The organism is Paraflavitalea soli, assembly GCF_003555545.1.
GTDB classification, from domain to species: Bacteria; Bacteroidota; Bacteroidia; order Chitinophagales; family Chitinophagaceae; genus Paraflavitalea; species Paraflavitalea soli.
In genome coordinates, this window is record NZ_CP032157.1 from 950,702 (window position 1) to 968,424 (window position 17,723).

At 49.3% G+C, this 17,723-nt stretch carries 11 protein-coding genes; 3 read left to right on the forward strand and 8 right to left on the reverse strand.

Annotated features, from left to right (window positions below):
- Positions 1-3 precede the first annotated feature (3 nt).
- The 7 genes from D3H65_RS03615 to D3H65_RS03645 form a co-directional block, all read right to left on the reverse strand.
- The gene (locus tag D3H65_RS03615) at positions 4-1,530 is read right to left on the reverse strand and encodes a RagB/SusD family nutrient uptake outer membrane protein (protein ID WP_119048951.1); all 1,527 of its coding nucleotides are present in this window, start codon (positions 1,528-1,530) and stop codon (positions 4-6) included.
- Positions 1,531-1,550: 20 nt separating this feature from the next.
- Positions 1,551-5,144 (reverse strand): SusC/RagA family TonB-linked outer membrane protein, encoded by a 3,594-nt coding sequence (locus D3H65_RS03620; RefSeq protein WP_119048952.1) that lies wholly within the window; start codon positions 5,142-5,144, stop codon positions 1,551-1,553.
- A 40-nt stretch (positions 5,145-5,184) separates the two neighbouring features.
- Positions 5,185-6,354: a FecR family protein gene (locus D3H65_RS03625; protein ID WP_162915388.1), complete on the reverse strand. Its 1,170-nt coding sequence runs from the start codon at positions 6,352-6,354 to the stop codon at positions 5,185-5,187.
- Between the two features lie 107 nt (positions 6,355-6,461).
- The gene (locus tag D3H65_RS03630; protein WP_119048954.1) at positions 6,462-7,007 is read right to left on the reverse strand and encodes an RNA polymerase sigma-70 factor; all 546 of its coding nucleotides are present in this window, start codon (positions 7,005-7,007) and stop codon (positions 6,462-6,464) included.
- Between the two features lie 163 nt (positions 7,008-7,170).
- Entirely contained in the window at positions 7,171-10,302 is a 3,132-nt protein-coding gene (locus D3H65_RS03635) for an FG-GAP-like repeat-containing protein (RefSeq protein ID WP_119048955.1), read from the reverse strand.
- Positions 10,303-10,493: 191 nt separating this feature from the next.
- Positions 10,494-13,280 (reverse strand): choice-of-anchor Q domain-containing protein, encoded by a 2,787-nt coding sequence (locus D3H65_RS03640; protein ID WP_119048956.1) that lies wholly within the window; start codon positions 13,278-13,280, stop codon positions 10,494-10,496.
- A gap of 237 nt (positions 13,281-13,517) precedes the next feature.
- Positions 13,518-13,955: a CBS domain-containing protein gene (locus D3H65_RS03645; protein WP_119048957.1), complete on the reverse strand. Its 438-nt coding sequence runs from the start codon at positions 13,953-13,955 to the stop codon at positions 13,518-13,520.
- A 180-nt stretch (positions 13,956-14,135) separates the two neighbouring features.
- Here D3H65_RS03645 and D3H65_RS03650 point away from each other — a divergent pair, with 180 nt between their 5' ends.
- Positions 14,136-14,975: a hypothetical protein gene (locus D3H65_RS03650; protein WP_119048958.1), complete on the forward strand. Its 840-nt coding sequence runs from the start codon at positions 14,136-14,138 to the stop codon at positions 14,973-14,975.
- A gap of 98 nt (positions 14,976-15,073) precedes the next feature.
- On the opposite strand, the gene D3H65_RS03655 is transcribed toward D3H65_RS03650, so the two are convergent.
- Positions 15,074-16,036: a hypothetical protein gene (locus tag D3H65_RS03655; protein ID WP_119048959.1), complete on the reverse strand. Its 963-nt coding sequence runs from the start codon at positions 16,034-16,036 to the stop codon at positions 15,074-15,076.
- A 114-nt stretch (positions 16,037-16,150) separates the two neighbouring features.
- Here D3H65_RS03655 and D3H65_RS03660 point away from each other — a divergent pair, with 114 nt between their 5' ends.
- Both D3H65_RS03660 and D3H65_RS03665 read left to right on the forward strand, forming a co-directional pair.
- Entirely contained in the window at positions 16,151-16,804 is a 654-nt protein-coding gene (locus D3H65_RS03660; RefSeq protein WP_162915389.1) for an RNA polymerase sigma factor, read from the forward strand.
- Positions 16,805-16,875: 71 nt separating this feature from the next.
- Positions 16,876-17,664, forward strand: coding sequence for a tetratricopeptide repeat protein (locus D3H65_RS03665; RefSeq protein ID WP_119048960.1), 789 nt, complete (start codon positions 16,876-16,878; stop codon positions 17,662-17,664).
- The last annotated feature ends 59 nt before the right edge of the window (positions 17,665-17,723 follow it).

Sequence of the window (17,723 nt, forward strand, 5' to 3'; positions counted from 1 at the left end):
CAGTTAAGGATTGGGTACCAAAGCCGGATTTTTGGCGAGTACAGAGCGGCGGAAAGGCAGCACATACCGTTTGTCGCCTTTGGCCAGCACATAATCCACCGGCGCCTGGCCGGCCGTTGTTTGCAGCTTGTGGTGGATCTCGGGCATGCCATAGCGGCGCAGGTCGAACCAGCGATGGTCTTCAAAACTCAGTTCCCGCCTGCGTTCATCACGATAGAAGTTCAGCAGCGCCTGGCCACTGAAGTTTACGGGTGTATAGGCTACATTGCGGGTGTCATACCGGTAAAACCGGAGGAAGTTGAGGTCTTCCAGGGCGGCGGTGCGCAATGATTCATCATTGTTCTTCAGGTAGAGCTGGATATTGCTTTCGGCCCTGTTGAGGTATAATTCCGCCACCCGCATACCTTTTGTAGGTTCGCTGCTGGTTTGTTTCGACGACTCCTTGCCGCCCGTCATTATATAAGGGATCGTCCAGCAACACTGGTCTTCATATTCCCAGGCATGAAAGAAGCGGAGACGCAGGTCACCCCGGTTCGTAGTGCTGTTGGCATTGTATTCATATTTGCTTTGCAGGTCGGGCGATACCTGGAATACGGGAACGCCTGTAGGGATCAGTTTCATGCCCTTGTATTCATTCGTACTGCCATACCCTGCCCAGATCAACTCCGGACTGTTGAGGTTGTACACGTTGGTGGCAGGAGCTTCATTATCCCAATATGGTTTGCTGATGCTGGCCAGGCGCAGCAGGCCGGCATTGCGGCCAAGGCCCAGGGTGGCATATTTTTTAGCTTCCTCCCATTTTTCCATGTAGAGGTATAGGCGTGATAACAGGTTGTATACAAATACATCCGTGGCCCTGTATTTACTGTTATTCGTTCCATACTGCTCCAGTAAGGGCATTGCCTTCAACAGGTCGGCTTCTACCTGTTCATAGATCTTTGCCACGGAGCTACGTACCGGATAGGCATCGCCCACCACAGAAGTAAGGATCAATTCAACGCCTGCACTGGTATGTATATCTATGCCAGGCGCATTGTAGGGTTGGCCGTAGAGATTTACCAGCATAAAGTAAAAATAGCTCCGCATGGCAAGTGCCTGACCGCGTACATTTTCCCTGCCATCGTGGTCGCCCCGCACAGCATCGATCATGTCGAGCACTACATTGCAGCCCATGATACGGTGGTAATAATGTTCGTAGGTGTCAATGGCATCTATCGGCTTAGCAGCTTCCACGCGTTCAAACATATCATCGCGCCAGGTATAAATGGGTTCGTAGCGTTTATAAGCATCCGGCGCGTATTTAGAAGGATTGAAATTGCTCGATACATCGTCCGTCATCATATCGAGGTAGGCATGAAAGCTGGGTTGAGCCGATCCGGCGGGGTATACCTCGCCCATGAGTATCTGTTGCAATTCGGCCACCGTGGAGGGTTTCACTTCATCCTGGCTTTTTTCTTCGAGGTATTTGCTGCAGCCAGTGAAGCCGGTCACCAGCAGCATTCCCCATATGATCTTATATAATGTGTTCATATAATTGCAGTTTAGACAGCTTAGAAACTTACGTTGACAGTCATTGAATAAACCCGTGGTATGGGCTGATTGCCGGTTGCCACTTCAGGATCTACTCCTTTGTATTCCTTGCTCACGATAATGAAGGGGTTTCTTACGGAGGCTATGAATGCCAGGTTTTTCACGCCCAGCAGCCTGATCACTTTGCTGCCCAGGTTATAACTTAGCGAAATATCATTGCAGCGCAGGAAAGATCCATTTACCACGCGGGCGGTGGAATAATTGTAGATATCGTATACTTCCTCATAACCGCCCAGGCTGCCATTGTTGTTGGGCACCACGGTCCACGCAGGCTGTACGTTGCCATTGGCGTCGGGCACCCATTGGGGTATGGAGGGGATATTGGTGATCTTTTCATCGCCCGGCTTTCTCCAGCGGTTTACAAAGTCTTTCGGCATATTGTTATAGGCGCTGGGAAGTCCGGAACCATCAAACATCTTGTAGAGGATGCGTTTGCCGCCAAGGGCCATATTGAAAGAGGTAGACAGGTTCAGCGATCTGTACCGGAATGAAGTAGAAAAACCGGCCGTGAAATCCGGATCAAACCGGCCACCATATACCAGGTATTCCGTGGCGTCCCGCTCTACGATCGGTTTGTCTGATACTTTGGGGATATTGAACAGGGGATACCCGTATTGCTGATCGAGGCCGGCGAAATCAAATACCCAGAAGGACGATACCGCATATCCTTTTTTATAAAGTTTTCCGTCTGCTGCATTCTGCCAGGAATTGTTACGAGGTACATCCGTGTTGAGGGAATTGGTGTTTTTAGAAGTATTGACCGACATATTCCATACGAAGTCCTTTGAACGTACCAGCGTGCCGCTGACGGTGAGCTCCATACCATGGTTGAGCATAGTGCCTGCATTGACAGGCATATTGGCAATGCCATATGATACGGGCACTTCTTTGTAGATGATCAGGTCATCAGTGCGTTTGCGGTAATATTCCAGCGACAGGATAAAGCGGTTTTTGGCCACTCCCAGGTCAAGCCCAAGGTTGACGGTCTTCGTTTTTTCCCAACGGAGGTCTTTATAGCCCAATGATCTGATCAGCAATTCAAACTCACCGGTGGTGCTGTTCACCACGCTGCGGGGTAATTGTGCGATGAGGTCGGGACCTACATTTTCTGCTACATTGCCCTGCCAGCCATACGAGGCACGCAGGTTCAGCTCACTTAGCCATATCTGGTTGGCCATCCAGGGCTCATTGTGCACATTCCAGCGTATGCCGCCGGCCCATACGGGAAGAAAGCGGTGTTTCTTATCTTGCCCGAAGCGATTGGAGGCGTCGGAACGCAAACTACCGGTCACCACATAGCGCTCATCGTAGGAATAACTAAGGCTGCCATAGTAAGACAGGAAGTTGGCTTCCCGGTCAACAATGGTGTTATTCATATTTAGATAGAGCGGGTTATCAATCAGGTTGGCGCTATTATAATCATTGATCCGGCGGGGCGGGAGGGTAATATTGCGTCCACGATCAGGAAAATAGCCATAGGTGGTGGTTGATACACCATTGGTTTTCGTACTGCGCATTTCCTGGCCCACCAGGGCCCCCAGCCGGTGGCGGTTGATCAACTTGTTCCAGGCCAGGCTGTTCCTCCATGTCAGCGAGGTATTGCGCGATTCGGTCGTATTGAACTCGCCGCCATGGGGCAGTTGCGACTCCCGGTAAGGTTGGCTGCCTACACCATAGGTGCCGTACTCATAACGCCGGATAGTCGTGATGTAATTGCTGTATTCCGACGCATAGGCTTCGGCTACTGCATTGCTGGAAGTGATACCGAGGGCGCTTTCAAAACGGAGGCTGGGCAGGATGAGGTAGTTCACATTGAGGCTGCCATTGAAACTGCGCTGGTCATTCTGGTTGCCTGTTTCGGCCAGTTCATTCAGGATATTGAATTTGAAAGGTTGGTTATAGGAATAACCTTTTTCATAATACTGCAGGCTGCCATCAGGTGCAAAGGCGGGAATGGCGCGGCTTGTCTCCTGCGCATATTTGAAAGGGTCCACCCGGTAAAAGCCATCTGTTCTGATCTGGTTAGCGCTCAGTCGTACGCCCACCGTCAATTTGTCGCTCACCTGTGCGTCGAGGTTGATCGAACCATTGATCGAGCGGGTATCATTGCCCTTGGCATTGCCGAAGTTCTGGTTATAACCCAGCGACGTATAATAAGCGACTTTCTCATTGCCACCTGAAATGCTGACGGTATGATTGTGGCTGAAAGGCGTTCGGTACAACAGGTCTATCCAGTTGGTATTGACCACTTCGAGGTCCTTGACTTCCTGGTTAAACTGGTCGTAGGAGATCTCTTTATTGAGGTAGCGGCTGATAGCATGTTCATAACCGACCGCCTCTGTAACCCAGGGACCCAGCAGGCGCCGGTCGTAGATCTCGCGCGAAACATCGACACGCTCTTTGGAGTTCATCAGGTTGAGCTTATCGTAATTTAATTTCTCTGTGATGGCAAGACCACCACTATAGTTCAAAGACATGCGTCCTTGTTTACCACGTTTTGTTTTGATCACAATCACGCCGTTGGCGGCTTTTACGCCATACAATACCGTGGCGGCTGCATCCTTCAGCACCGTTACATCCTCAATGTCATTGGGGTTGAGCCAGGCGATGGAGTTGCCTATATAATTGCGGATCATGTCGAAGTTATTGCCCACATCATTGAGCGAGGTTGCCTGGAAGGGAATGGGATCAGTTTGGATGATGCCATCCACTACCCATACCGGCTCCTGGTTGCTGAGCAGGGTAGAAGTGCCCCTTACCCGCACACGCTGGCGGGTACCTACCTGCCCATTGTTGTTCATGACCACCACACCGGGTAGTTTACCCTGTATCATTTGTTCAATACTATTGGTACCATCAAACAGCAGGTCTTCCCGCTTTACTGTATTGGTTGAACCTACCATTTCTGATTTACGGATGGATTGATAGCCGGTTACTACCACCTGCGACATTTGGGAGGGTTCTTCCTGCAGCCTTACATCTTTGGTGATCGTCGTGGCGCCTTCTTCGGCGCGGACGGGTATTTGCAGGGATTTCATACCTACATAACTGAATCGTAGCGTACTGCGACGGCCGGTGATGATCATGTATTTGCCGTTGGCATTGGTGAGTCCGGAGCGGCCCGAGCCCAGGTCTTCCACTGTGGCGCCGGGAAGGGCGTTGCCGGCAAAGGAAAGCACCTCGCCACTTACCTGTACCGTGGTATCGCTTGCAGACTTTACTACTTCTTCCGCCGGTTTGCGTTTGATGATGACGGTATTCTTCTCTACTGTATACTGCATATCCGTTCCTTTCAGCAGCAGGTCGAGCACTTCTGTCAGTTTCTTGCCGGTAACAGTGATCGTGACATGCGGATGTTTGTTGAGCTCATCCACGCTGTAAATGAAATTAAGTTCCGTTTGCTTCCTCACTTCCGTGAGCGCTTCCGACAAGCGAACGTTTTTAAGGTTGAGCGACACCTTTTTTTCGGTGTCCTGTGCGCTCAGGGAAAGCATGAGCAGTAGTCCCGCGGCCATGAGGAGGCAGCGGCATGCGATACGCAGCAGGTGATTCATAATGTTGATTAGTTTGGTTGATATCCGTGTTACAGTACAGTTACTTTGATAAGACGGGGCTTACAATAATGGTCTTCCCCCGGATGCTGAATTTTAGGTCGCCGGCTTTTCCTATGGCAGCAAGCACGTCTTCGATGTGTTCCGTTTCTTTAAACCTTCCTCCAAACTTCTGACCTTTTAAAGCGGGATCGGTAAAGGTGATTGTATAATCATATTGGCGGCCAAGCATGTTCATCACTTCTTCGAGCGTGATCTCTTCATAGATCATCTGACCAAACCGCCAGGCGGTATAGGTCTCTGTATCTACTGTTTTGCGGACGAAAGCACCGTTGCTATACTTTGCCTGCTCATTGGGGCGCAGGGTGGAACTGGCTGCGTCACCGTTGAGTTGTACAGACCCATGTACCAGTGTAGTGGTAGGAACAGATGTATAGGTGTTGACATTGAACTCAGTACCCAATACGCGCACATCTACTTCACCTGCATTAACTATAAAGGGTAGTTTGGCATTGGGCTTCACTTTGAAATATGCTTCCCCTTTTTCGAGGACAACCTTTCTGCTGGCCACCCCGCCGAAATGGACCGGGTAATGGAGGATTGTTTCCGCATTGAGCCATACCTCCGTTCCATCGGCCAGTTCGATCTTGTATTTACCGCCCCTGGGAATGATCAGTGTATTGTATCCTGCCGGTTTCAGGGTTTCCGTAACGGCGGTATACTTTAGCAGCGACGTATCAATATTATTAATAGCAGTCTGTCCCTGGTGGATGGTAGAGTCCGCCTGCTGGTGCAGGTCGAGCCGCCGGCCATCGTCCAGCACCAACGTGGCCCGCTTATGATTAAGAGGCTCCGTAATATAGGTGCCGGATACGACGTCCCGGGGTACAGGTTGCTTATCTGTTTTCAGTAGGAGGTAGCCAGTGGCTCCCATCAATAGTATACCAACGATGATAGCCGCATAGCGCAGGAAACGCATGTGCACCATCCGCTTTTGTGTGCGTTGTTTTTCCAGTCCTTCCGACACTTTTCGCCAGGCAGCTTCTTCATCTATATTGCCCAACAGCTCTAGGGCATGGGCCGTCAGCTTTTCCTTTTGCAACAAGTCTAGTAACTCCTGCTCTTCCGCTGTCAGGGCCTGCCAGGCGGCTGCCGGCGGCTGTTGGCCGCTGTGAATAGCCCTGAGTACCGTTTCCCATGGTGGTGGTTGCATGTTCATCGTTGATACCATTATGTCGCAGCTATCCGCCACGAGGGTGATCGTTTTGTTAATTTTTTTTTTAATCGTATGCAAGCAAGTGATAATCAACGGCTGGGGGGTTAGCGCAGCCAGATCGCCAGGAGGATAAGGCCTAATGCGTCATCAGATACCCGTTCCCTTACGAAAGCATAGGCTTTTTTCATTTGGGTCTTTACCGTATTGACGGAGATATTGTTTTGCTCGGCTATCTGGGTGTAGCTGAGCCTGTCCATAACGTGCAGGAGAAATATTTTTTTGCGTTCTGCCGGAAGCTGTTCTACCACTTCCATTACCTTGGCCGTCATGGACGCGCTGGATATAAAAAGCTCTTTTTCTTCCAGCGGGTTGGCGTCATCGGGGATGGCGCTCAGGGCTTCATCAGAAAGGGTTTGTTGTTTGCGGAGAAAACTGATGGCGCCGTTCTTAACGGCCCGGGTGGCATAGGCCTGGAAGGCGTTGATCTCGCCCACTTCCATACGGCGTTGCCATAATCGGAGGTAGAAGTCCTGAACAATGTCTTCGGCGGCAGCCTGGTCCCTCACAATCCGGAAAGCAACCAGGCAAAGGAACCTGTAATGTTGCCTGAACATCAATTCATATTCCGTTATTGTAAAAGCAGCAGCCATGTTCTATACGGTACACAGATCAGGTGGTGATAAAAAGATAGGTCAGGTAATAATAGTTAGGTATCCGCAGGAGTAAGGGAGGGTGAAAATAAGGATTTTTTGGCAGCCGTGATAAATGACACACCCGGCTCGCCGGAGCCGGGTGTGTGGAGAAGAACTGTTATTAATTCACTTTCAATATTTTTACTGCTTTTTCTGATTGTCCGCTCTTTAGCAGGGCCCAATATATTCCTGCCGGCAATTTCTCCAGCGTTACTTTATTCAATCCGGGCTTCAATACCTTTTCCTGCTGCACCAGCTTGCCGGTCATATCCACCACGCGTACAGTAACAAGGCCCCTCAGACTGGTTTGTGCAGTTACTTTAATGAGCAGGTTATCGTGCGTAGGGTTGGGAAACCAACTGATGGTGTAGCCCTGCCATTCCACATCGTTCACAGCGGTATATACAAAATTGAAATCGTCTGAAGTGATGCCACAGCCTTTATTGTCTTTGACGGTTACTTTGTACATACCAGCCTGGGTGGTAGGATATGTGCTGGCCGTAGCGCCCGTAATCAGGTTGTTGTTGAAGTACCATTGATAGGATGTATAGCCCGCAGTGGCATTCATAGCAATGCCGTTGCTGCTGATCGTTGGTTTGGCGGGCAAGGGCAGCAGAGTGGTGACGGATGGGGTACTCAATGCGCCGGTACAACCATTCTGTGTTGCCTGTACGGTATAGGAAGCCGCTTCTTTGGCATAATAGTCCTGGTTGGTAGCGCCTGTTATTGCCGTGCCATTTTTGAACCATTGGTTACCACTGGCGATGGACGATTGCAGCTTCACACTATCGCCCGTGCAAAAGGAAAGGTTGCCGGCGGGCGTGATGGTGGGCGTGGCGGGTATGGCATTGACCGTGATCACTACGCCTGCGCTGGCAGCCGATGTACAACCATTAGCGGATACCTGTACCGTATAGGTGCCTGATTCGTTGGCAATGTATTGCTGGTTGCCAGCGCCTATAATGGGGAAGCCGCTTTTGATCCATTGGTAGCCGCTGGCCGCGGATGATTGCAGCGTGACGCTTCCCCCATTGCAGAAGGTCGTATTGCCGGTAACAGTGATCGTGGGAGTGGCCGGAACAGGAAGGACAGTGACGCTGACGGTATCGGAATAATTGTAACAACCCGAACTGCTGTTGGCCACGCGTACAAAGTAAGTGCCGGTAGTAATAGCATTATAAGTAAGACCATTGGCGGTGCCGATGGCGGTATTGTTTTTGAACCATTGATTATTGATGTTAAGACTGGAAGTAAGTGTTGCCGAGCCACCTTCGCAGAATTCAAGAGCGCCTTGTACGGTAAGCGAAGGTTTAACGGGCGTGGGCAGGTTGTTGATGGTAATGGTATTGGAGGGGTCTGAGTAACAACCACCATTCGATACCCGCAGGGTATACTGGCCCGGAGCCCTGGCCCAGAGGGTATCTGCTGTGGCACCGGCAATGGGCTGCTGATCGAGGAACCATTGGATATTTCCGGTGAGGCTGGCTTTTAGCTTCACAGAGTCGGTAGCACATTTGTCGGCATTGCCTTCGGCAGTAATCGTGATAGCATTGGCAACTGGCGCACAGGTGCTGAAGGTGAAGCCCGGGCAGGTAGCTGCTGCATCAAGCATGTTCACCGGTTTCACCTTCCAGGTATAGTTGATGCCAGCCGCGGGGGTAAAAGTATAAAAGGTATCGGTGGTAGTCACTTCCGTATAAGCGCCGCTTTGTTGTATTATCCTCAATTGGTAGCTGGTGGCATTGGGTTCTTTTCTCCACCTGAATACCTGTGGTACATTATAGGGCAGGTTGGTGGTATTGTTGGCAGGCTGCACCAGCGCAGGGCATTGGGGAATGCCGGTGAGGATGCCGAGGTTGTTTTGCAGATAGGAAAGTGAAAAGCTTTGTGAATTGCCCGAAGTAATATCTGTGAGGCCATCACCATTCAGATCGGCGAGTGCGAGGCTGCCAGGGCCTGTTTGGGTATTGTAAGTGATAAAGGGAGTAAAAGCGATGGTACCGGTGGTCGAGTTGTTCTTTAAAACGGCCACGGTCGATTCCACGACCCAGTTGGCCGTAATGATCTCTGGTTTTCCGTCTGCATCCAGATCACTCAAGGCCATGCCTCTCGGACTGCTGCCTGTTGGAAGATCAATACGGGCAGCAAAGGACAAACTGCCGGCACTTGTATTTTTAAACACAGCTACACTATTGCTGCCGCTGGCCAGTAATTCGGGTTTTCCGTCACCATCAAGGTCGCCAATATTCACATCCCAGGGAAAAGGCCCCGTTGAAAGGTCCATCCTGGGTTGAAAAGCCATATTTCCTGGCACAGCGTTATTCTTAAATACATGTATTACACTGGCATTACTATAGCAGGCCACTGCAATATCACGATTGCCATCGCCATCAAGGTCGCCAATGCATACTCCTTCCGGTGAGGCAGCCGTAGCAAGATCAATCCTGGTGCTGAAGGAAATATTGCTACTGGTAGAAGTATTTCTCAGAACAGAAATGGTATTGCTGCTTTGGTTGGTGACCACGATATCGGCTTTGCCATCATTGTCCAGGTCGGCAATCGCCAGCTTACGGGGTTCATTGCCGGTGCCCAGGGTTAAAGGCCAGTCGAATAAAATATTACCGGGAGTACTGAGATTCTTCAATACTTTAATGCAGTTGAAGGTTAAGCTCGCAACGATCAGCTCAGGCAAGCCATCTCCATTGAGGTCGGCAGCTGCTGCGCTGATTGGATTGATGGTACCGCCAAAAACTTCGTTGGTATAGGAGAATCCATTGCCCTGGCTCGTATTTCTTAGTATATGCACTTCATCAAAGGAGAAAAGAGTATAGATCAGGTCTGTTCTGCCATCGCCATCCATATCGCCGGACGACACGAAACCGCCGCCGCTCAGAGCCGTGGGGGCATTAAATGAAGTGGACGTAAAGTTCATGCCTCCGCCAGGATAAGTGACAATAAATGGGGTGGCGCTATAGCCGGTGAGCCCGTTCACCGCCACGGCAATTGGCTGGAAACTGGCACCCAGCGGTACCGCTACAGTGAGTGAGGTGGCGCTGGCTGCTATTACGGTTGCTTTCAGCGTACCGAAATACACTTTGTTGTCGGTACTAACGGTGCTGAAGTTGTTGCCGGTGATGATTACCTGTGTACCAACAGGGCCTGTAGCAGGGGCGAAGGAATTAATAACGGGTATTTGGCAAAACACTAGTTGTGCCTTGAGTGCCAGTGCAAGCACCAGGAGGAGGGTTCTCATGGTTGTTAGGCTGGTTGAGGGTTAAGGTTTTATGCCAAGCTAAAATATACATTTAATAGATATGAAAAAAACATCACCCGGCCGGGATTTGCAGCGCCTGTCGTTAAAGCAGACCCCGATCCTTGCATGACCACAACAAAAAAGCCCGGCAGAAGCCGGGCCATTAATAGGGACAGGGATCATAGAGTCAGTTACTTCTTTATAAATTTTACTTGTATATCATTCATCAGTCCATAATACAGGCCGGCATGAAGCCCGCCAATGTCTACGCTGTTTACGCCTGCCTGCAGGGGCAGGGTTTTTACCAATTTGCCATCTGCAGCATAAATACCCATGCTTCCTGCACTGGCCACCTTAATGTTGATATAGCTGGTGGCAGGGTTGGGATACACCAACAGATCGTTGCCGGTTCTTTGTGTAAGTCGTATAATACGGCTGTTTACAGACCTGCCGTCTATATCAACCATCTTCAGCCGGTAATAAGCACCGGGTTCCGGTTGCGGGGTATTGAAAGTGTATCTGCTGAAGTTTCCTTTGGCCATCACCTTGCCCAACGACTGGAATTGGGAACCGTCGATACTTTTTTCTACGTCGAAGTAATGGAAGTTGGTTTCTATATCGGTGTTCCATTGCAGATTGGCAACAGCATTGTACAGACTTCCTGAAAAACCAAGGAGCCTTACAGGCAATGTGAGGTTGTTGTATTCGTAGGCGCCCAGGTCGATGGCTGTACCCACTATGCGGGGATTGCCGGTTATATCGGTAACACCGAGGCCCAGGCCCGTCGTATCGGGTGTGCCTGCATTAACGCAGGGGCTGGCCACGGGTAATTTCAATCCGTCGTCAGCGGTGTTCCAGATGCCATCTGTACCGGCGGGATTGGAAATGTCTGCAAATGGGCTGCTACTGCCCAATATATTGCCGGTACCAGCCCAGTTTACCTGGGTAAAGCTATAGGTGATGTTGCTGGTGCCATTTCCCATCCATATATCGGTATTTGCATCTGAAGCTGTATTGCCCCAAAACAGCGTATTGGTAACAGTAAGTGCGGGATAATAATTGTCGATAGCGCCGCCGCCGCCGCCGGCAACGTTATTCACAAAAGTTACATTGCTGACATACAGTGCATCGCCATAATTGCCTATCGCGCCACCATCGGCGCCCGCTATATTGCCTGCGAAGACAGTGTTTTTTACGATGGGCGAACTTGTCAGGTAATTGTACATAGCTCCACCGTATTTAGCTGTATTATTAGTGAAAATACAATGGCTGATCACGGGCGACGAATTGGAGTTCCATAATGCGCCACCACCTCCGGTATTGGTGGTGGAAGCAGTATTGTTTGAAAAAATACAGTTACTCACCAGGGGAGAAGCATTTCTGTTGTACATACCGCCGCCGGTACCGCCATTGGCAGCGGCTGCATTATTGGTAAATACACAATTGTTGATGATAGGCGAAGCTTTAAAGTTGTACATACCACCACCCGATGTGGATGCGCCACCGGTAATGGTAAAACCATCCAACAAGCCGGTAGCATCAATTGATTCATTGTATACAACCACATTGCCACTACCTTTTAAGATACTGGTATGCAAGGCCGGAGCACGTTGAGCAAAAGGGCCACCACCTGTTGGAAAGCCACCATAGATCTTTACATTGCGCAATAGGCTGAAAGCAATGGCAGCGGCGGGCTGGTAGGTACCCTTGGCTACCCATATATTGTTTACATTGGGGCACTGCTCTGCGGCTATCAACCCTTCATCAAGTGTTTTAAAAGCGGTGGCCCAACTGCCGCCATCGCCCGAAGCAACGATACTGCTGTCTACATACAAAGTTGTATAGGCGTTGCAGGAGTACGAACTTTCGTAAGCACCCATATCTATTTTGCTGCCCTGAATACGGGTTGCGCCAGCCATATCAGTATTGGGCAGGTTGAGCCCTGTAATATCTGCCGCACCTCCATTTAAAGCAGGACTACCTGGCTTTAGTAAAATTCCGTCATCGGCCGTACCCCAAATATTATCGGGGCCCTTCGGATTGGATATATCAACAAAACGCGGGTCCACTTTTAAGTTCCCTAAAACCCCGCCCTGAATGATGTTGTTGGTGATTACAGGAATGTTTACAGAAGGCCAGATGAAGAAGCCTGAATTATTGCCCCACACAATACAATTCTTAATGGTAGGGGCCGACCTCGACTGACAATAGATGCCGGCAGCTCCGCCGGCCACCGTTGCGGTATTCCCAATAAAAGTACAGTTAATGATCTTAGGAGAAACGGGGCCTATATCATCGATATAGACACCACCGGCAAAATAGCCTGTATTGTTATAGAAAATACAGTTGATAACAGCTGCATTGCCGGAACTTGCCAAATTAACACCAGCACCGTAATTGATCGAATTACCCATATTGCTTTCAATGATACACTTGATCATTTTTGTGGAAGAGTTGCCAATCCATACAGCGCCTCCGCCATTGGCGATGAAGGTACAGTTGCTGATGGTGGGAGAGGAGGAACTATTCGTCATGCCTCCGCCAGTGTTGGCAAGGCCTTCCCTAATGGTAAATCCATCCAGTAAAGCGGCAGCAGTCAGGCCATTGTTGTTATTCCAGATAACACGTGCATTGTTGCCTTTCAGGATAGAGGTATGTTGTGCTGTTAAGTCACGCTCACCGAGCGTTAGTTCGGTGCCGGCAAAGCCACCATATATCTTCACGCCTTCTTTCATCGAGTACCATACCCCGCCGGGAGGTTGATAAAGCCCCTGTGCTACAAATACACTGTCGCCTGCACTGGCAGTTGTAATAGCGGTTTGCAGGTCAATAGGGTCTCCCCATGAATTGCCGGTGGCGGTAGTAAGCGCAGTGGGCGTAACAAACCATTTGGTTTGGGCTTGTGATCCGGAGACTATGCAAAGAAATAAAGCAAAGACAATGGTTAACCGTTGGAGAAAGGTAAAGTTTTGGGTCATCAGGCTGCTTTTAATGGTAACGGAGTTATTATCGCGCGAAGCTAATTCAGCAGTAATGCACCCAGGACCAATACTTTGTCCTGATTTATAATTCAGGACAAAGTATTGGTGAAAAGATAACGGGGAATAATCGATTGACCAGGCCGTATAAGAACGGTGAAGTGGATGATGCCCACAAAAAAGCCCCGCGCTGGCAGGGCCTTTATTTCTCCAGGGGGTAATTGGAGACGTAATGTGTTATCGTGCAGAATGCAGGTAATCTTTTAATTGGGTAATGGTTTCCTCATGAGAAAGGATGGTTTCCTTTACCACATCATTGATGGAAATAATACCAATTACCTGTTCGCCGTCAAATACAGGCAGGTAGCGGATGTTCTTGTCCGACATCAACTGCATGCAATAATCGATGGAATCGGCCGTGGTGACACGGGGGAAGTCATTAGACATAATTTCAGCAACAGGCGTATCTGTAGACGATCTTCCTTTCAGGATGATCTTACGGGAGTAGTCGCGCTCGGTCATGATGCCCAGGTAACGGCCATTCTCCATCACCATCACGGAACCAATATTCTGATCGGCCATGATCCTCAAGGCTTCCAGTACGGAATCGCCGGGTTGCACAGTGGTTATGTTACTGCCTTTGCGAAGTAAAACGTCAGCTACTTTTTTGTTCATACAGCTTAATTGTTTTGGTGATGCAATCGGTGTCTTGTAATATACAACATTTCGATGATACCAGGTCGGGAAATATCCCCACTTTTGGGGAGGCTTTATCACCGATTCTGTGCTGTTTGTATATTTCAGCAACTTTCCTGCCAGTGCCCGCGTAGTAGGAAGCATTAAAACAAAACAGCCATGCACGCAAGATCATTATTCCTTGTCTTCCTCATTTTATCTACACTGGCCTGTCGCAAAGGCGATTGCCCTGATACGCCCCCTCCGCCCAAACCGGGGCCCGATATCCCGGCTGTAAGGCTGGTGGACATGAATGTAAGCCGGCTTCCTGCTCCTTATTACCATTTTACCTATAATGATTCCGGCTATATAACCCAGCTGAACCATTCCTCGGGATTGATCTTTTACGACTTTACCTATGCCAACAAAAAGATCCTGAAAATAGAGGCCAATAAAAACATTGCAGCCGATATCAATAAGGACCGGCTTGAGTATGAGTACCTTAATGAGCTGCCAGTGGCAATTAAGGTATTCAGTAAGCAAGGTGCCTTGTACAGGAAATGCCTGCTTGGCTTTTCTTCGGCCAACCAATTGCAGGAGCTTACCTGGCAGTTGGACCTGGGAGCCGGATTAGTACCGGAACAAACCCTCACCTTCAGTTATTACCCGGATGGTAACCTTAAAACGATCGATTACCACAATTTCGCAGTAGGGCCTTTCCTGGAGAATTTCTATACAGATACGTTTGAGAACTACGATACTAAAACCAATGCGGACGGTTTTTCCCTGTTGCATACTCCACTGCATCATCCGGTTATATTGCCTGCTATTAAATTGCAATTGAACAACCCCGGCCGGGTATTTCGTACCGGTGTACTGACAGCCACCTTTGATGCCCGGTACAATTATACCTATGATGGGGCCGGCAGGCCATTGACCAAATCGGGCCCTGTTACCTTCAAAGAGCTCAATGGCACTACCGGGCAATTTGAATCTATGACCACCTATACTTATAATTGATCGCCAACCGTGCGCATGAAAAAGGCCGCCTCCTGGTGGAGACGGCCTGTGTAGGTACGGTGAACCGACTGAAAAGTCCCGGAGATAAGCCTTGTTTATTATTGAATTGAACCCAGGAAAGCGTCTACTTCAGCTTGTGTGGCTTTGTGTATCGGTGCATCAATGTGCTGGTTGGCGCTGATGGTAATGCTTTGAGTGCCAAACTGTATGAAACCGTCACTGTCTTTTCCGATCAATACCAGGTGTGCCTGTGAGCCAATAGGCAGTGAGTTTTGGTAAGATTCAAACTTCTGAATGCTGTAGTTGAAAGGGAAGGTGATCACGGTGCTGATGTTCTTGAATACGAGGATCACTTGCAGGTCTGTTACCTGGTTATTGTCCTGGAAGGCCGGCAGCACAGTTACCGTTGTTTTGGGGTTAGGATCGCTGTAAAAGCGGTCACAGTTTACCCAGGTAAAGCCGGGCAGGGTGAAGCTGTAGCTGTTAGGTCCGTTGCCAAAAGGATAGTAAGGAGCGGGGATCCAGGTGGTAGGGTTTTGTGGTTGCTGACCGCCACCACCGGCGCCACCCTGGCCCTGATCACGCTTTTGCTGTACAAACAATCCCATGTCTTTATTATTCATCACTTTGGGCACTTCTACCTTGATACCGGTGTCACCCAGGGCAGGATTCACCTGCAGATCTTTACCATCCTTCAGGGCTTTGATCAGCATTTCACCGCCTGATTCCAGTAACTGACCATTGGATTCCGTCATTACGCCGGAGAGCAATACATCTTTTTTGCTGAGCACTTCTTTCAGGGTAACTGTTACGGTACCGCTCACTATGTTGCCGTTGCCATCTACAAAGGCATTGGCGGGAAATTTAACCTTGGTACCTTTTTCACCAATGATAGAGAAACCGCTGGCTGCATTGCCGGTAAAGCTTTGGGTGGGCACTTTGTTGGCATCCCAAAATGCTTCGGCCCGGGCGTACTGAGGGGCGTCATTGTTTTTCTTACAAGAGGCCAGTGTTGCGATGGAAGCAGCTATAACGGTGGCTGCGAATAAGGAAGTTTTCATAATAGTCATTTTTTTTGTTGTGCCTACTCTTTGTCTTTGGAGGGCTTTTCGGCTTCCGCCCCTTGCGTGTTCACAGGTATATCAGCAGTCCGGTATTTTTGTTACCCCCTTGCCATGAATTATTTTTGGCTATTTTTACCGGCAGGGGATCAGGAGGTGCTTGTGCCGTGTATATCACTCACTTATAAACCTTTTATTATTACAACCGTTATTCATACCGATCAGCGATACGTACAGGCGCTGCTGGAAAATGACACCCTCGCCGTGCGGGAGATCTACAGCAAATACGCCGGGAAGGTGCGTACCTATATATTGGCCAACAGCGGCAGTGAGGACGATGCCGCCGATATTTTCCAGGAATCTTTGATAGATATCTACAATCAGGCTAAAAACAAAGGGCTGCAGTTAACCTGTCCTTTTGAGCCCTTCCTTATTATAGTATGTAAAAGAAAGTGGCTCAATGAACTGAAAAAAAGAGGGCGGCAGCCGGTAACAAAAGAGGTGGATGATGTATCTATAGGGGAGGATGTCTTTGCGATGGCCGAACAGCTAAAGCAAAACAATGAGAAAATGCAGCTCTTCCTGCAATGCTTTGAAAAAATGGGCGCTACCTGTAAAGAGATCATTAAACGCTGTATGGGAGGGGAAGACCAGGAGAAGATCGCTGAACAGCTAAAAGTGACTTATGGGTATCTCCGCAAAAAGAAAAGCGAGTGCATGGCATCATTGACACAGATGATCAAGGTTGCTTTTGATCAGCAGTCGTAAATCTTGATCGTCCATCGTGCTTCAGACCGACCCTTAGTTATCCGTATTATAAACCTTAAGAAGCTACCGTTATGAAATATACATTGGAAGATATTGCCCGATATGTGGATGGCCTGATGGAGGCAGATGAGCAGCAGGCTTTTGAGGCAGCACTGCAAAGTGATCCCACGCTGCAGCAGCAACTGGCTTTTCACCGTGAGGTGGAGGCTGGCCTGCAGGATACGTTTGGCAAAGACGAGCAAAGGGAACAATTGAAAGGAACGATGCAACAATTGCGGCAGGAATATTTTGGTAACAAAACAGGGGAGACTTTGCAAGAGCAGAGCGCTTCTGCAACCATCGTGTCGCCTCCATCCCAACCAGCTAAGGTAGTGTCGTTTAAAAAATATGTGGGTGTTGCGATCGCAGTGGCTGCTGTGCTGGTGATCGGTGTATTTGTATGGAATCCTTTTGCGGGCAACCTGTATGAAAAATATGCAGCTACGCAGATGGTGGCGCAGGTAGAGCGGGGCAGTCACCTGGATACGGTATTGCTGGAAGCAACTACGGCCTTCAACAACAAAGAGTTTAATGTAGCGGCTGTAGACCTGGCGGAGGTAATACAAAACCAACCCGACAATAGTTATGCGCTGTTTTATTTTGGTGTATCCCTATTACAGACCGATCAGTTGCCGATGGCCAGGGCGGTATTTGAAAAACTGTTCAAAGGCGAGTCGGCCTTTAAATATGAGGCGGCTTTTTATGAGGCGCTCAGCTTCCTGAAAGAGAAGGACAAAGACACTGCCAAAGACTGGCTGGAAAAGATACCCGCCGATGCCCCCAATTATAAGAAGGCGCAGGAGTTGATGAAGAAGCTGTAAGCTGTTTACCACCTCTTTTGCTTCCAATCCTCTTCCCGCTCTCTGAGTTTTCTCGTTCT

What these genes read in the sequence shown, in the direction of transcription:
- D3H65_RS03645 (WP_119048957.1), bottom strand. Translation starts at nt 13,955, where the DNA reads ATGAACAAAAAAGTAGCTGACGTTTTACTTCGCAAAGGCAGTAACATA.
- D3H65_RS03625 (WP_162915388.1), bottom strand. Translation starts at nt 6,354, where the DNA reads ATGCAACCACCACCATGGGAAACGGTACTCAGGGCTATTCACAGCGGC.
- D3H65_RS03660 (WP_162915389.1), top strand. Translation starts at nt 16,151, where the DNA reads ATGAATTATTTTTGGCTATTTTTACCGGCAGGGGATCAGGAGGTGCTT.
- D3H65_RS03615 (WP_119048951.1), bottom strand. Translation starts at nt 1,530, where the DNA reads ATGAACACATTATATAAGATCATATGGGGAATGCTGCTGGTGACCGGC.
- D3H65_RS03635 (WP_119048955.1), bottom strand. Translation starts at nt 10,302, where the DNA reads ATGAGAACCCTCCTCCTGGTGCTTGCACTGGCACTCAAGGCACAACTA.
- D3H65_RS03655 (WP_119048959.1), bottom strand. Translation starts at nt 16,036, where the DNA reads ATGAAAACTTCCTTATTCGCAGCCACCGTTATAGCTGCTTCCATCGCA.
- D3H65_RS03650 (WP_119048958.1), top strand. Translation starts at nt 14,136, where the DNA reads ATGCACGCAAGATCATTATTCCTTGTCTTCCTCATTTTATCTACACTG.
- D3H65_RS03630 (WP_119048954.1), bottom strand. Translation starts at nt 7,007, where the DNA reads ATGGCTGCTGCTTTTACAATAACGGAATATGAATTGATGTTCAGGCAA.
- D3H65_RS03665 (WP_119048960.1), top strand. Translation starts at nt 16,876, where the DNA reads ATGAAATATACATTGGAAGATATTGCCCGATATGTGGATGGCCTGATG.
- D3H65_RS03620 (WP_119048952.1), bottom strand. Translation starts at nt 5,144, where the DNA reads ATGAATCACCTGCTGCGTATCGCATGCCGCTGCCTCCTCATGGCCGCG.
- D3H65_RS03640 (WP_119048956.1), bottom strand. Translation starts at nt 13,280, where the DNA reads ATGACCCAAAACTTTACCTTTCTCCAACGGTTAACCATTGTCTTTGCT.